Raw genomic sequence first — 14448 nt, 5'->3', positions numbered from 1 at the left:
CAGCCAGATATTAGCTCGATCCCGGGGCGTCGGCCCCCCGATAGGCGGCCGTCAGCTCGGCGCCGCTGCCCGCATACGGCGCGATGTCGATACGGGTGATCAGTCCGTCGCGGATATCCATTCGGATGATGGCGAAGGGGTGGCCACCCGGCGCGATGACGGCACCCGGCCTTCCGTCGACGAAAAGTGTTGTCGACACCGCGATGCGATCGACAAAGGTGCGCGTTTCCTCGGCGACGGCTCGGGCGCCCTGCATGAGTGTCGCTGCGTCGCCGGGGATGAGTGAACGGTCGACCGTTCGGACCACATCGGGCGACATCAGCGTGATCAGACGCTCGATGTTGCCGCCGCGGGCTGCCGACAGGAAGGCATCGACGATCGCCCATTGGCTCTGAGCCTCGCGGGCCGGCACCGGTTCCGCGGCACTGAGGCGCAGTCGCGCCCGGCTGGCGAGCTTCTTGGCGGAGACGGCAGTGGTATCGAGCGCTGCGGCGATGTCTTCGAAGGGCATGGAAAACAGGTCATGCAGGACATAGGCCACACGCTGTTTGGGGGACAATTCGCCGAGCACCACAAGCAGTGCACGCGAAACCTGCTCGCGCTTCAGGAAGTCCTCGTCGGCGCCAAGCTGCGTGCCCGGGAGGTGTTCGGCAGTCAGGGGAATCTCCCCGTGCCGCTCGCGCACCCGGAGCTGATCGAGGCAGAGCCGGGCCGTGACGGTGGTGAGCCACCCGTCGAGATTGTCCACCGCGTTGAGGTCGGCCGACTGCGCCCGTATCCATGCGGCCTGTACCGCGTCCTCGGCATCGTGGTGCGAGCCCAGGATCCGGTGCGCCACAGCCAACAGTCGTGGCCGTGCGGCCTGGAATCTTTCAATGAGATCCACGGGAGGTCACCTTTCCGTCATGTCGGTCGTCAAGAGGGGTGAGGTCAACGAAAACCGACTAGAGAGGAGGCACAGATGAGCGTACAGATGGTCCGCTTCAGCACAGATGCCGAACGGGTACATGAGGTCGAGGGCGCTATCGCGGCGCTATTCACGGCGGTGAGCGTGGCAGCCCCCACGGGCATGACCTACACGGCAGGCAGGGTCGGAGATGGCCCCGACTTCGTATTCCTGCTGCACCTCGCCGAGGGAGTCGACAATCCGCTCCTGGGTATCCCGGATGCGCTCGACTTCCGTAGCAAGGTCGCCGGATGGGCGACCGAACCCGTTGCCCCCCAATCTTTCACCGTGCTGGGAAGGTATGAGGGCTGATGTCGGTTCTCGGAATTGCGCTGTGGGTGACGACCGTCCTCTGCGTCATCGCCAATGGATTCGAGGTGGTGGCCAAGGCCGTCAAGGCACAGTTCGTGGTGCAGAACTCCGGTGAGGTGGGATTGGCCCCGCGCTGGATTCCCTATCTCGCGGTGATCGAAGGAGCCGGGGTGGCCGGCCTGATCATCGGGCTGGCCGGGGTGCGCCCGATCGGGCTCGCTGCGGCAATCGGATTGGTGGCGTTCTTCATTGGCGCTGTGGCTGCGCACATACGCAGCAATGTGTTGCACAACATCGCGTTCCCAGGTGTGTTCCTGGCACTCGCGGTGGGGTCGCTGGCCTACTTCGCGCTACCGGTGGCCTAGGTCCCGAGTGCAGGGGATCACCGGTGCAAGCGGTGCGTGCTGGCGATGATCGCGTCACACAACGCCTGTTCGGGTTCGGACAGCACACTACGACGACGCACCAGCACGAACTCCAGCTCGCCAAGGTCGGGCAGGCTGTCATCGCGAACCGTGACAAGGCCTTCTGGCAAAAGGGATTCGGCGTGGGAGATGACACCCATACCTGCCAGGGCCGCTGCCCGCAGTCCCAATTGACTGTCGCTGACACAGGTGATGCGCCAGGTGCGGCCCTCCCGCTCGAGTGCGCGCAGTGCCGCATGCCGAGTCAAGCTCGGCGGGGGATAGGTGACAATGGGCACCGGGTCGCGCACGTCATGGGTGTTGGGCCGGCCCGCCCAAACAAGCTTGTCGCGCCAGAGCAATTCACCATGCTTTTCACCCGGCAGGCGCTTGGCCACCATCAGATCCAGTTCGCCCGCGGTCATGCGTGTCTTGAGGTACTCGCTGAGCCCGACGACCAGCTCCAGATCCACACCGGGATGGGAGTCCTGAAACTCGACGAGGACATCGGGCAGCTCACGGGCCACCAGGTCATCGGAGGCGCCGAGCCGGATGAGTCCGGTCAGCTCCGAACTCGCGAAGTAGCGATCGGCCTGGCTCTGGGCGTCCAGGATGGAGCGGGCGAAGCCGACCATCGCGGCACCGTCGGCGGTCAACGACAGATTGCGGGTATCGCGGCGAAACAGCTCCCGGCCGACGGACTGCTCCAGCCTCGCGATATGTCCGCTCACGGTGGACTGGCGCAGCCCGAGAATGCGCCCGGCAGCGGTGAATCCGCCGGCTCGTTCGACGGTCAGAAAGGTCCGCAGCAGCTCGGGATCCAACACATCCATCACGGTACGCGTTCATAGATATCACTTCTATCGGCTTTCATAATTAGTTCCTGCGCTCGTATTGTGGCGTAGTGACGTGGCTGGCCAAACTCCGCATTGACGGGTTCCTACTCGGACTGTTCGCTGCCATGGGGATTGGGCTGCTGCTCCCCGCGCGCGGCGACGCGGCCGACGTCCTGGACTGGGCGACCAAGATCGCCATCGCGGTGCTGTTCTTCCTCTACGGGACTCGATTGGAACCTCGTGAGGCGATCGAGGGTCTCAAGCACTGGAAACTGCACACCACGGTGTTGGCCGCGACCTACGTACTGTTTCCCCTGCTGGGCCTGGCGATGCGGCTGTTGGTGCCATCGGTGCTGACCAGTGACCTCTACACCGGTGTGCTGTACCTGTGTCTGTTGCCTTCGACGGTGCAATCCTCATTCGCCTTCACGTCCATCGCCCGCGGCAATGTCGCGGCTGCGGTGGTGAGCGCCTCGTTGTCGAACATGTTGGGAGTCTTCATGACTCCCGTCTTGGTGATGCTGCTCATGCAGACCACCGGAGAGGCGACAGTCTCGCCCACCGCGATCCTGGAGATCGTGGTGCAACTGCTGTTGCCCTTTGTCGCCGGCCAGTTGTTGCGCCCCAAGCTGTATCGAATCCTGTCCCACACCACGCTCACCAAGGTTGTCGATCGTGGATCTGTCTACCTGGTGGTCTACGCGGCGTTCAGCGCCGGGATGGTCGAGCATGTGTGGCAGGGTCTGCAGCTCTCCCGGTTGTTGGCCGTGTTCGCGGTCAGCATCGTGCTGCTGGCGGTGGTGCTGGGCGTCACGGCGGGGGCCGCACGACTGCTGCGGTTCGACCGGGCGGACCGCATTGTCGTGATCTTCTGCGGCTCCAAGAAGAGTTTGGCGACCGGATTACCCATGGCTACCGTGTTGTTCGCGGGCCATCCGGTGGGCTTGATCGTGCTGCCGCTGATGATTTTCCACCAGATTCAGCTGATCACCTGCGCGGCGCTGGCGGGGCGGTGGGGACGGGCCCAGAGTTCCGACGCGGCGACCGTCGGAGACGAGACCGTCTCTGCGGCCTGACCTTTGCGTGTCGGCGGCCTCGCTATCACTCCGGTGCGGAGTTGGGTAGCCTGTGACGGCTAGCGCAAGGAGGACTCGGAATGCCAGAAGGCGACACGGTTTTCCGAACAGCGCGACGCCTGGGCGATGCACTGACCGGCCGGGTGCTCACGGGCTGCGATATCCGTGTTCCACGTTTCGCGACCGTCGATTTGAGTGGAGAACGCGTGGACGGCGTGGTTGCACGCGGAAAGCATCTGTTCATTCGTGTCGGCGGGGCCAGCATTCACTCGCATCTGAAAATGGATGGCAGCTGGCGGATCGTGTCCGCTCGGGAGTCCGTACCTACCTGGGACCACCGAATCAGAGCGGTACTCAGGACGGACGACTCGGTGGCCCTTGGGATCAGCTTGGGCGTTTTGGATGTGGTCAAGCGGGGACGGGAAAACGACATTGTGGGCCATCTAGGCCCGGATCTTCTTGGGACAGATTGGGATCCGGCCGTCGCCTTGGAGCGATTGATGGCACGAGCAGATGATGAGCTGGGTTCGACGCTTCTCGACCAGAGAGTCATGGCGGGCATCGGCAACGTGTATTGCAACGAACTGTGTTTTCTGGCAGGGATGCTGCCCACAACGCCGGTGCGGGGCCTCGTCGACCCCGAGCGATTTGTCGAGCGTGCCCATGCGTTGTTGCGCGCGAACAAGGACAGCCATCGCAGGACAACGACCGGTGATCCGCGCCCCGGCCGTGAGCTGTGGGTTTACGGCCGGTATGGAAAGCCGTGCCGCCGTTGCGGAACCCGGATCTCGCGCGATCAGGCCCTGCCGCGGGTGGCATATTGGTGCCCCAATTGCCAGCGGTGACGTGACACCGCGTACCCGGGCGCCAGTTCCCGCGGGGTGTCGGAGGGCTGGCTTAAAGTCCATCCAATGAGGCTGCGGCGTTTCAGACGGAGGGCTGCTCGTAGGTGGCACCGTCTTTCGCGTGCACTGGTCGCGCTGATCATCGTGGTGCTTGCCGGGCCCATCATCGCGCTGGCTGTCTGGCCCGGTGTCCTGGTGTATCGGAACACGGCAGACCCAGCGCTCGCCGCGCTGGCGCAGGTCGGCTACCTGGCCTCGCCGTATGCGGTGTATCTGATCCTGCGTGCAGCGGGATGGGGCCTGCGCGGACTCGGCGATGTGATGGCGCATCGCCGTTACGAAGCCCAACTGCGTAGGTATATGACAATGTCAGGGCTTTCCGAGATCGATGAGATGTCCGGCGTCGATTTCGAGACCTTCGTCGCGGCTCGTATGCACGGAGCCGGGTGGCATATCGAGACCACTCCGGCATCCAGTGATTACGGCGTAGACCTGATAGCCACCAATCGGCGTGACGTCGTCGCCGTCCAATGCAAGCGATACTCAAAGACAGTGGGTGTCAGGGCCGTTCAAGAGGTCGTTGCGGGTGCACGGCATTATGACTGCACCCGCACGATGGTGGTCAGCAACCAGGATTTCACCCGTCAGGCGCACGCTCTTGCCGCGACCAGCAAGTGTGAACTCATCGGTCGTGATCGGTTGCCGCGCTGGCTGAATCAAGCTGAGATGCACGGCTCTTCGAACGCCGCACTGCCCAGATGACTACCAGCAGCGCCAGTCCGGCGAGCGGATAGCCCATGGCGACGCGTGCGATGGCCAGCCAGCCAACCGAATCAGCGGCGTACAACCATTCCTGCACAACAAATCTGGACGCGAAGACGCCCGCCATGGTCAGTGTCGCCAGCGTGAAGGCGAATCGTGAGGGTTTGTCTTTGCGCCAGCGGTGTCCGGTGCCGGTCAAGCCGTGCCAGATCACTCCGGCAAGTGGCCAGCCCACCAAGACTGAGGCCAGGAAGACGACTGCGGCGATCAGGTTGGTCCAGATGCCCATCAGGAAGAAGCCCTTGGCCGAACCGGTTTGGTAGGCGATGGCCACTGAGATGGCCACCCCCAACAACCCGGAGATCGCCGGCTGCAGTGGTTGGTTGCGTAACCACCGCCATGCGGCGATGGCGCCCGCCGTGGCCATGGATATCCAGATGGCACCGGCCAAGCCGAAAGCACTGTTGCCCAGTGCAAATGTCACACTCGGTAAGCCGGCGTAGATGAGCCCGGATAGTCCGCCGACCTGTTCGAGAAGTGTGGGCTTGTTGTCGGGTTTCTCTGCGAACTCAACAATCTCGGTCACGAAACCTCCCGTCCGCCGAGGTACCGGGCCAGGAATCGCTGCGTCGCGCGGAATAGGTCGATCTGGTTTTCAGGGTTCAAGAACCCGTGCCCCTCGTCCTCCTTGACCATGTATTCGACCTCGACGCCACGGGCCCGAAGTGCGGCCACGATGTTGTCGGACTCCGCTTGGACAACACGAACATCGTTGGCGCCCTGCACAACCAGCAATGGGGTGCGGATCTGATCCACCCGACTGATGGGTGAGCGGGCGAGCATATCGGATTCCTGTTCCGGCACCGCAGGGTCGCCGACGTAGCGGTACCAGTTGTTGGTCAGGTTCGGACGGACGAACGCGGGAAGGGTACGCATGAAGTTGGCGAGGTTGGAGATGCCCACGTAGTCGATGGCGGCCGCGAAGACATCGGGGGTGAAGGTAACCCCGACCAGCGCGGAGTAACCACCGTATGAGCCGCCGAAGATCGCGACCCGGCTCGGATCGGCGTAGCCCTGCTTGACCGCCCAGTCGACGGCGTCGATCAAATCGTCGTGCATCTTGCCCGCGAACTCGCCGATGGCCGCCTTCGTGAAGGCCTTTCCATAGCCGGTGGATCCGCGGAAGTTGACCTGCAGCACTGCGTATCCGCGGTTGGCCAGGAGCTGCACCGACGGATCGAATCCCCAACTGTCACGGTGCCACGGACCGCCGTGGACCACCAGCACCAGGGGTAGTCCTGCGGGTTCCACCCCCACGGGCAGCGTCAGGTAGGAGTGCAGACTCAAGCCGTCGCGCGAGGTGATCGTCACGGGCGTCATGGGCGCCAACGTTGCCGAATCCAGGTGCGGGTACGGACGGAACAGCAGCCTGCTTTCGCCCTTCTCGTGGTCGTAGAGGTAGGTGACACCGGGATCCCGGTCGTGGGTGAAGCTGACCACCCAACGGCGGCCGTTCTCGTCGCACGAGATTTCTGCAACGTCACCGTCCGAGAGCTCCTGAATTTTCTCCAGCACCGGAGCGAAGTTCGGATCGAGAACCCGGATTTCCTGCCGTTCGCCGAGATACCGAACGGCCAGTAGCTCTCCGGTCTTGCGATGCCGGATCAGTGCCGGTGCCAGACCCAGGGCAGCAGAGAGGTCGAACGCAGGGTGGCTGTCAACCACCGACTCCTCACCGGTGGCCAGGTCTAGCCGGACCAGACGCGTGCGATCGGTATCGCGGCTTGAGCCCATCCACAACCCGGTACCGTCGGGTGTCATCTGAGTCGGATGCATACCGACCGGGTAGTCCGCGCCGTTGTACACGACGAGAGACTCCAGCGCCCCGGACTCGTATCGAGAAAACTCGATATCGCCTTCAGGTGTCAGCGATTGCGTGAACACCTCATGGTGAGGGCCGCAGAACCAGGACATGACGTTGCCGGGGTTTTCGGCGAGCATGGTCAGTTCGCCGGACGCGACATCGAGCTCGTATAGGTCGATGTGGTCGATTCTGCGGTGGTTCAGCTGAACGAACAATTTTCCGGGACGGCCGTGGGGCTGCTCCAGGCCCAGCAGACGCGCACCGGGATACGGAGTGAGGTCGACAGCCGGGGCGCCGGGATTGTCCAGATCAACCCGGTATAGGTGCCAGTTCTCGTCTCCGCCGGAGTCCTGCACGTACAGCAGCCAGCGCGGGTCATCGACCCAGAGAAATCCCGTGACGCTTCGTATTTCGTCGTACGTAACACACCGTGCCGCGTCATGGTTGTCGTCATCGACGGTGTGGACCCATACGTTGAGACGGTTCTTCCGCGGCGCCAGGTACGCGATCTTGGTGCCGTCCGGTGAGATCGATGCGGACGCGCGCACCGGCGGATCGAAGAATTCCTCGACGGTGATGAGCTTGGGCAGCACGATGGGTGTTCCTCTCGGTGTGACGAAGTAACACCAGGAGAAACTATGCCGCTACGGCACAGTCAACTGTGGCGCCGCCGACCTGCTGAATGGCGCGCGAAGTGTCGCGAGGACGTGCCTGCGGTTGACGATCAAGCCGGCTACCGCCAGGACGGCGTACACGCCGCACAGGATGAGCCGACCATGGGTCGAGGTGATGGGGAACTGGATCACGAACAATGCCAGCAGCGCCCACGCGGTGCCACGGTGGAATCGCAGGGCGAGGATCAGGGCCACACCCATCATGGTTTGTGTGGCGGTCAGCAGGGTTTCCTCGATCTGACGGGCATCGAGCACCAGGGAGTAGCCGCCACCGCCCGCGAGATGGGCGATCGGGAGTGAACCGATCAGGAGCGTCCACTGATTGACCTTGGACGAGATCAGGGTCGCGATGGCTGCGGTTCCTTTGCCCCGCGCGGCGAAGATCGCGGCGATGATGAACTCGGGCGCTTCGGATGCCAGCGGTGCCAACCATTGCACCAGCAGGAACTGGTCGATGCCCAGTTGTGTTCCGGCGCTTACCAGGCTGTTGGCGAAGGGCTCTGCGCACAACAGGATGATCGACGCGGCAAGGATGAACATCGTCACAACGGTGCTGCGGCGCATGTGCTTGGGCAGCATGCCGATGGCCGCGGCGGTTCCCACCAGCTGCGGTTCCTCGGCTTCGCCGCGGCTGATCGTGAACAGGTAGAACCCGAACCAGGCCAGCAGTGCGATGCCCAGCACGAGGTGAATCTGGCCGCTTGCCGGTATCACGAACGCCACGACCCCGGCCACGAGCAGGAATCCGAGCTCGATGCGGTTGGACGGCTCCAGCGACAGCAGGTTGGTGGGTCGACCGGATGTCTTGCGGGCCACCGCGAGTGCGATAAGAACGACAACGGGCCAGCCCAGTCCCATCAACAACCTGTTCGAACCGGTCATGTTCGCCGCGGCGTATTGGCTGTATTCGGGAACCTGGCCGGAGATGTAGGCGTAGTAGAGATCGACCGCGTATTCGGGCAGCACCGCGATCAGGGCCAGCACCGCGATGGCCAGGCCACCGGAGACGTCGATCTGTGCCGCCTCGGCCGCCCAGGCCAATACGAAACTGGCGGCCACCACCGCAGCGCCGTAGATGACGAGAGCTACTACCGGATTCGGATGCAATCCACCGATCCGTGTGATCAGTGCGGGCGCCATGAACAACGCGGTGATGAACACCGACCGGAGGAGCTGGCGGCGCAGTCCACCAGGCACGGTGGTCACGTTGGCGGTGGTCTGCACGGGACCAAGTTAGCACCGCCACACGCACTCAGCAACAGATCGATACCCCTGCGAGATGTACCCGAAATGGGAAAATTAGAAGCTAGTAGGCACCGTTATGAATTCTTCGGTTACCCTAATATCAGAATGTGGCAAACCAGATTGCGCGCGTTGACTCAGGAGTTGCTGGTAGCCGAGGGTTTCGAATGTTGACCATGCCGCAGCGGCATAGTGTCGAGTGGGCGGTATGTCGGCAGATGCAGAAGGAGTGACGGTGGGCTGGAGTACGCGGGAGCTTGCCGAGCTCGCCGGTACCAGCCTTCGTGCTGTGCGCCACTACCACGACATCGGCCTGCTCGATGAGCCGAAACGTCGGTCAAATGGCTACAAGAGCTATGGAGTCGCACACCTGGTCAGGGTGCTGCAGATCAAACGTCTCACGGGGCTGGGTCTTTCCTTGAAGCAGATCGCGGAGATGGATGAGGCCGACGAGAATCCGCAGGAGGCATTGCGGGCCCTGGACACGGAGCTCGCTGCCACCATCGAACGGCTGCAACATATCCGCGACGAGCTCGGTCAAATACTGTCCAGCGAGGTGCCGGCCGATATGCCGCCCGAATTCGGTTCCGCGGCGGTCGCCATGGAGCTCACCGATACCGACCGCTCGCTGGCATTCGTCATGTCGCGGGTGCTGGGTCCGGTGGGTCTGCAGGCGTTCATCGGGATGTTTCTGGACCAGCAAGACCGCGATCTGGACCGCGAGCTGGAAGATCTGGCGGCCGACGCCGACGAGCAGATGCGCGCCGACCTCGCGGCCCGGATGTCCGCACATGCCAGGAAGCTCTACGCCGATCACCCGGGGATGCTGAACTCGACGGCGGACGCTCCGCGCGGGCAACAGTTCGCCGAACGCACGGTGGCGCGGGCGCTGTTGGACCGGTTCAACCCTGCGCAGCTCGACGTGCTGGTTCGGGTGGGTGCGGCGATCAGATCAGAGTCAGAGCCTGGCTGAGTGGTTCACTGGCTTGGCTGTGGGATGTTGCACTGACTGACTGTCGGATTGAGTCCCGCATAGTTGAGCGGGCCGGCGAGCACAGTCAGCGCGATGGTTCCCGCGCTGGCGCAGGTTTGTGGGCTGTTGGTGAAGTATCCGCGTTGAGCGACGGCGATGGCCCCTACGATCAGCCAGACGGCGAGCAACAATCCTGCGTACCGCATTGATGTACTCCTTTGCGGCTCTTAGTAGTAGTGGCGACGGCCACCGATGGCGTGCCCCATGCGGCCCGCCACCATCAGGATCAATCCGATGACGATGAGCACGACCCCGCCGGTCCACAACCATCCAATGTCGAGAAAGAAACCGGCGGCCAACAGGATGGCTCCGAGGACGATCATGGCCCTCACCTCGTTCCGTGCGGGTTGCTACGCACTATGTTTTGTTTACGGCGTCAACCATACGCCGTCGGCCCTCATCGGGGGAGACGTTTGAGTGCGGTGTTCGCGGCATGTACACCGCACATGCCGTGAGCGCCGGGGCCGGGCGGTGTGGCCGCCGAACAGATGTACATGCCCGGTGTACCAAGGCTGTACGGAGCGAGCCCGACACGGGGGCCGAACACCAGCTGTCGAACGTCCTTGGCGCCGGTCATGATGTCCCCGCCCACGTAGTTGGCGTTGTACACCGACATCTCCGTGGTGGAGCGCACCGCCAGACCGACGATCCGTTCACGAAACCCGGGCGCGAATCGTCCGATCTGCTCGATGATCGCCTCGGTGGCGTCTCCGGTGTAGCCGAATGGCACGTGTGCGTAGGTCCACAACGGGTGGACATTGCCGGAGGAGCGCTGCGGGTCGGCCAGATACTGTTGGCCGACAAGGACGAAGGGACGCTCCGGCATGGTCCCCGCGTGGATCTGCCGTTCGGTTGAGGCCACCTCGGCGTAGGTCCCGCCAAGGTGCACAGTGCCTGCCCGGCGCGCGACGGATGCGGTCCACGGCACGCCGCCCTCGATCGCGAAATCGACCTTGAAGGCGCCGGGCCCGTGCCGGAACTGGGTGAACGCACGGACGACTCGCGTGGGCAGTCGATCACCGAGAATCTTTGCGACAGAGCCGGGTTCAAGGTCGAACAGCGTGAGATCGGCGGCGGGTAGTTGTGCGGCGTCATCGATGCGAACGCCCGTGTGCACCTCCGCGCCCAGGTCGCTCAGCGTTGTGGTCATGGCGCCGATGAGAGAACCGGTGCCGCCGGAGACGACGGGCCAACCGTGGCGGTGTCCGGCCGTCATGATTCCGAGGCCAACCGCGGCGGTCATCGGGTAGTGCAAGGGGCGGAAGGCATGCGCGGCGACGCCGCCGTAGAGGGCGCGGGCCGATTCGGTGCGGAGCAGTTGTGCGATGGCTGAGGCGGGCAGGGCGGCGGGCATGCCGAATCGCGCCAGCTGAACAGGGTGGCGAGGTATCCGCAGCAACGGCGCGGTGATGTCTTCCACGAGGGTGTCGAAATGTCGCGAGGGATAACCGAACAACGCACGCCAACGGTTGCCGTCCCGCCCCATCCGTGCGGCGGTGTCGTCGACCGATCGGAACAGCACGCCTGCCGAGCCGTCGTCGAGGGGGTGAACGCAATCGATATCTGGCAGGAGCCAGTGCACACCATGGCGAGCCAGATCCAGACTGGTCAAGAAGGACGACCCGATCGCCATCGGGTGCGCGGCCGCGCAGTGGTCATGGATGAGCCCAGGATGGAGCATCTCCGAGGAACGGCACCCGCCCCCGGGTTCATCAGTGGCTTCCAACACAGTGACAGAGATCCCCGCGCGGGCGAGGGTAATTGCTGCGGCCAGCCCGTTGGGTCCGCTGCCGACAACGGTCGCGGTGCTCATCGGGCTACCCGGAGGCTGGCCCAAACGCTGCGAGATACACAGGTAATCAACGAATTACAGACGACCTGCACCGTGACATCCACCTCCGTCGGGTCCGTCACCCGAGTCTACAAACCGGGTTGCGGAGCCCTTGGCTGGCCGTCGTTCGCGTCGATTTCGGCAGTTGACGAAACTGTAAACGTAGTGCAAATTTTGTCTCTGTGGCGGTACTCAGTGAGCAGGCAGGGATCGGCGACCTTGTGGAACAGCTCCATGGGCGGCATCCGAATCTGACTCGCGACATCGTGGAGGCGGTAGTTCGGGCCGAGCACTCTCGCTTCGATGACAGCCCCCTGCGTGACTACGTCCCACTACTGGTCGAGCGGCGGGCGCGTGAGGAGCTGGCCCTGCTCAGCGTGTAGCCATCTATCTGTCGGGCGCTACTGCGGCTCCGTGGATTGCTGCGCGAACGGCGGGCTCGACCGCGCTGTTGGCGATGAAGAGCATCTCGTCCCCGGCCTCCAAGACATCCTCGGCCTGGGGAACTACGACGGTTCCATTCCGAATCAAGGTGACCAGTGCGGTGTTTGGCGGCAAGTCCAGGTTTGCCACACGCTGTCCCACCAACGGATTGTCTTCGGGCAGCGTCAGTTTTGTCAGTTCCGCGCTTCCCTCGCGCAATCCCATGAGGCGGACCAGGTGTCCGATGTCGATCGCGCCCTCGATACCCGCCACCATGGCGCCGGGTGTCGAGACCGCTACGTCGACACCCCAGGTCGGGCCGAACAGCGACTGGTTCCGAATGTCGTTGATGCGGGCCACCACCCTGGGTACCCCGAACTCGTTCTTGGCCAGCAGGCCCACAACGAGATTTGCCTTGTCGTCACCGGTGGCAGCGACTACGACGTCGCAGGTCTCGATCCCCGCATCTTCCAGGGTGTCCAACTCGCAGGCGTCGGCGTTGAGCCAGTCGGCGCCGGGCACGGCGTGCGGGTCGAAGTTGCTGCGCTCGCGTTCGATCAGCAGGATCTTGTGGCCGTAGTCGAGCAGCTCACGGGCAACGGAACGGCCGACCTTGCCCGCACCGGCAATCGCCACTCGCATCTTCCGTTCCACCACCCCGCTATCGTGCCCTATTAATCGGAGTCGACCGACGGGAATGACGTGAGCCTGCACGAGCTGTACCTGGCCTTGCTCATTGGTGGGCTTGTGCTGCTCGCCAGCATCGTCGGCACTCGGGTGGCCACGCGTATCGGGTTCCCCAGTCTCTTGTTCTTTCTCTTGGTGGGTGTGGTGCTCGGCGAAGACGGGCTCGGCCTTGACTTCGACAATGTGGAACTGGCCCGGAACGTGTGCACCGCAGCACTTGCGGTCATTCTCGTCGAGGGTGGCTTGACCACGCGGTTCTCCGATATTCGTAAGGTCCTCGCGCCCGCCGGCGCGCTGGCCACCGTCGGTGTGGTGATCAGCACGATGGTCACCGCGGTCGGTGCGCACGTGTTGTTGCGCATGGATTGGCAGTTGGCATTGCTGTTGGGCGCCATCGTGTCCTCCACCGATGCCGCGGCCGTGTTCTCCGTGCTGAGGGTGCTGCCGCTGCCGCGCCGGCTCGCCGGTCTACTGGAGGCGGAGTCCGGATTCAACGACGCTCCCGCCGTGATTCTGGTCTTGATGTTCAGCATCGTGCCCTTCGTATTCGAGCCGAAGAGCGCTGTTGTTCAGATCGTGTACGAGCTGCTGGCCGGTTCCGCGATCGGTCTGGTGTGTGGGTTTCTCGGGGCGATGGCGCTGCGCCGTGTTGCCCTGCCCGCGTCGGGCCTGTACCCGATCGCGACATTCGGTATCGGGCTGGTCGCGTTCGCAGCCTCTGGCAGCGTGCACGCCAGCGGATTCATCGCCGCCTATCTGGCCGCGGTGGTGCTGGCCAATTCCGGTCTACCGCATCGGTCTGCCACTCGATCTTTCGCCGAGGGGCTCGGTTGGCTGGCGCAGATAGGTCTCTTCGTGCTGCTGGGCTTGCTGGTCAATCCCAGTGAGCTATGGGGCGACCTGGTTCCGGCGATCGTCGTCGGGCTTGTGCTGTTGCTGGTGGCCCGGCCGTTGTCTGTGGTGGGATCGCTTGTTGGATTTGGAATCCCCTGGCGCGAGCGGGCCTTTCTGTCCTGGGCAGGTCTGCGTGGTGCGGTGCCCGTTGTTCTTGCCACTTTTCCGATCGTGGAGGGCGTACCGGACAGTTACCGCCTGCTGAACATCGTGTTCGTTCTGGTGGTGGTCTTCACGTTGATACAGGGGCCGAGCTTGCGGCCTGTCGCGCGTCTGCTCGGTCTGATCACCCGCGAAGCTACCCGTGAAATCCAAGTCGAGGCAGCACCTTTAGATGTGCTGGATGCCGAGTTGCTCACCATGAAGGTGCAGTCGGGTTCGCGGCTGCGCAATGTCACCATCCTCGAACTGCGATTGCCCGACCCAGCTGTCGTCACGCTGATCATCAGGCAGGGCAACACCTTCGTACCGCTACCGGACACCCGGATCGAGTCGGACGACGAATTGATGATCGTCACCACCAGTAAGGCGCGGGCGTTGACGGAGTCGCGACTGCGTGCGGTGAGCCGGCGCGGCAAGCTCGCGTACTGGTTCGACGAGTACGGGGACCTCGGCTGAT

The 14448-nt window shown here is 63.6% G+C and carries 17 protein-coding genes; 8 read left to right on the top strand and 9 right to left on the bottom strand.

The features are described from left to right. Nucleotides 1-10: 10 nt before the first annotated feature. A complete protein-coding gene (locus tag MSTE_RS24010) occupies nucleotides 11-886 on the bottom strand; it encodes a sigma-70 family RNA polymerase sigma factor (RefSeq protein ID WP_096504993.1) in 876 nt (291 codons plus the stop codon). 75 nt (nucleotides 887-961) lie between these two features. Here MSTE_RS24010 and MSTE_RS24005 point away from each other — a divergent pair, with 75 nt between their 5' ends. Beyond that, nucleotides 962-1258: a hypothetical protein gene (locus MSTE_RS24005; protein WP_096504991.1), complete on the top strand. Its 297-nt coding sequence runs from the start codon at nucleotides 962-964 to the stop codon at nucleotides 1256-1258. Then, complete coding sequence (locus MSTE_RS24000; protein WP_096504989.1) at nucleotides 1258-1623, top strand: DoxX family protein; 366 nt, start codon at nucleotides 1258-1260, stop codon at nucleotides 1621-1623. Before MSTE_RS24005 ends, MSTE_RS24000 begins: the two co-directional genes overlap by 1 nt. A gap of 17 nt (nucleotides 1624-1640) precedes the next feature. On the opposite strand, the gene MSTE_RS23995 is transcribed toward MSTE_RS24000, so the two are convergent. Continuing rightward, the gene (locus MSTE_RS23995) at nucleotides 1641-2495 is read right to left on the bottom strand and encodes a LysR substrate-binding domain-containing protein (RefSeq protein WP_162291734.1); all 855 of its coding nucleotides are present in this window, start codon (nucleotides 2493-2495) and stop codon (nucleotides 1641-1643) included. A 71-nt stretch (nucleotides 2496-2566) separates the two neighbouring features. On the opposite strand from MSTE_RS23995, the gene MSTE_RS23990 reads away from it, so the two are divergent. The 3 genes from MSTE_RS23990 to MSTE_RS23980 all read left to right on the top strand — a co-directional run bounded on the left by MSTE_RS23990 (nucleotide 2567) and on the right by MSTE_RS23980 (nucleotide 5181). After that, nucleotides 2567-3574, top strand: coding sequence for a bile acid:sodium symporter family protein (locus MSTE_RS23990; protein ID WP_096504987.1), 1008 nt, complete (start codon nucleotides 2567-2569; stop codon nucleotides 3572-3574). An 80-nt stretch (nucleotides 3575-3654) separates the two neighbouring features. After that, nucleotides 3655-4419: an endonuclease VIII Nei2 gene (gene nei2, locus MSTE_RS23985; RefSeq protein ID WP_096504985.1), complete on the top strand. Its 765-nt coding sequence runs from the start codon at nucleotides 3655-3657 to the stop codon at nucleotides 4417-4419. A gap of 66 nt (nucleotides 4420-4485) precedes the next feature. After that, entirely contained in the window at nucleotides 4486-5181 is a 696-nt protein-coding gene (locus tag MSTE_RS23980; RefSeq protein WP_096504983.1) for a restriction endonuclease, read from the top strand. Here MSTE_RS23980 and MSTE_RS23975 read toward each other — a convergent pair. Genes MSTE_RS23975 through MSTE_RS23965 form a run of 3 tightly spaced genes read right to left on the bottom strand, consistent with a single transcriptional unit; the run spans nucleotide 5102 to nucleotide 8943 of the window. After that, nucleotides 5102-5767 (bottom strand): DUF3159 domain-containing protein, encoded by a 666-nt coding sequence (locus MSTE_RS23975; RefSeq protein WP_096504981.1) that lies wholly within the window; start codon nucleotides 5765-5767, stop codon nucleotides 5102-5104. The two genes, MSTE_RS23980 and MSTE_RS23975, sit on opposite strands and share 80 nt — an antisense overlap. Next, on the bottom strand, nucleotides 5764-7641 hold the full coding sequence (locus MSTE_RS23970; RefSeq protein ID WP_096504979.1) for a S9 family peptidase: 1878 nt from the start codon (nucleotides 7639-7641) through the stop codon (nucleotides 5764-5766). The genes MSTE_RS23975 and MSTE_RS23970 overlap by 4 nt, the downstream gene beginning before the upstream one ends. A gap of 48 nt (nucleotides 7642-7689) precedes the next feature. Then, the gene (locus tag MSTE_RS23965) at nucleotides 7690-8943 is read right to left on the bottom strand and encodes a sodium:proton exchanger (RefSeq protein WP_096504977.1); all 1254 of its coding nucleotides are present in this window, start codon (nucleotides 8941-8943) and stop codon (nucleotides 7690-7692) included. A gap of 226 nt (nucleotides 8944-9169) precedes the next feature. On the opposite strand from MSTE_RS23965, the gene MSTE_RS23960 reads away from it, so the two are divergent. Next, a complete protein-coding gene (locus MSTE_RS23960; RefSeq protein WP_096504975.1) occupies nucleotides 9170-9934 on the top strand; it encodes a MerR family transcriptional regulator in 765 nt (254 codons plus the stop codon). A 5-nt stretch (nucleotides 9935-9939) separates the two neighbouring features. Here the strand turns inward: MSTE_RS23960 and MSTE_RS23955 are convergent, their stop codons facing one another. From MSTE_RS23955 to MSTE_RS23945, 3 genes are all read right to left on the bottom strand, one after another. Next, entirely contained in the window at nucleotides 9940-10140 is a 201-nt protein-coding gene (locus MSTE_RS23955; RefSeq protein WP_096504973.1) for a hypothetical protein, read from the bottom strand. Between the two features lie 21 nt (nucleotides 10141-10161). Beyond that, nucleotides 10162-10317, bottom strand: coding sequence for a DUF6131 family protein (locus MSTE_RS25270; protein WP_044105428.1), 156 nt, complete (start codon nucleotides 10315-10317; stop codon nucleotides 10162-10164). A 74-nt stretch (nucleotides 10318-10391) separates the two neighbouring features. Further along, entirely contained in the window at nucleotides 10392-11807 is a 1416-nt protein-coding gene (locus MSTE_RS23945) for a phytoene desaturase family protein (protein WP_096504971.1), read from the bottom strand. Nucleotides 11808-12007: 200 nt separating this feature from the next. Between MSTE_RS23945 and MSTE_RS23940 the strand changes: the two genes are divergently transcribed. Continuing rightward, a complete protein-coding gene (locus tag MSTE_RS23940) occupies nucleotides 12008-12208 on the top strand; it encodes a three-helix bundle dimerization domain-containing protein (RefSeq protein ID WP_064393551.1) in 201 nt (66 codons plus the stop codon). A gap of 4 nt (nucleotides 12209-12212) precedes the next feature. Here MSTE_RS23940 and MSTE_RS23935 read toward each other — a convergent pair whose 3' ends face one another. Beyond that, a complete protein-coding gene (locus MSTE_RS23935) occupies nucleotides 12213-12890 on the bottom strand; it encodes a potassium channel family protein (protein WP_162291733.1) in 678 nt (225 codons plus the stop codon). 60 nt (nucleotides 12891-12950) lie between these two features. Here MSTE_RS23935 and MSTE_RS23930 point away from each other — a divergent pair, with 60 nt between their 5' ends. Then, nucleotides 12951-14447, top strand: a complete 1497-nt coding sequence (locus tag MSTE_RS23930) for a potassium/proton antiporter (protein WP_096504967.1) — start codon at nucleotides 12951-12953, stop codon at nucleotides 14445-14447. Nucleotide 14448: the final 1 nt, after the last annotated feature.

The sequence above is a fragment of the [Mycobacterium] stephanolepidis genome (assembly GCF_002356335.1).
Lineage (GTDB): Bacteria > Actinomycetota > Actinomycetes > Mycobacteriales > Mycobacteriaceae > Mycobacterium > Mycobacterium stephanolepidis.
The sequence above is the reverse complement of the archived record's forward strand: the minus strand, read 5'-3'. Positions and strand labels throughout refer to the sequence as shown.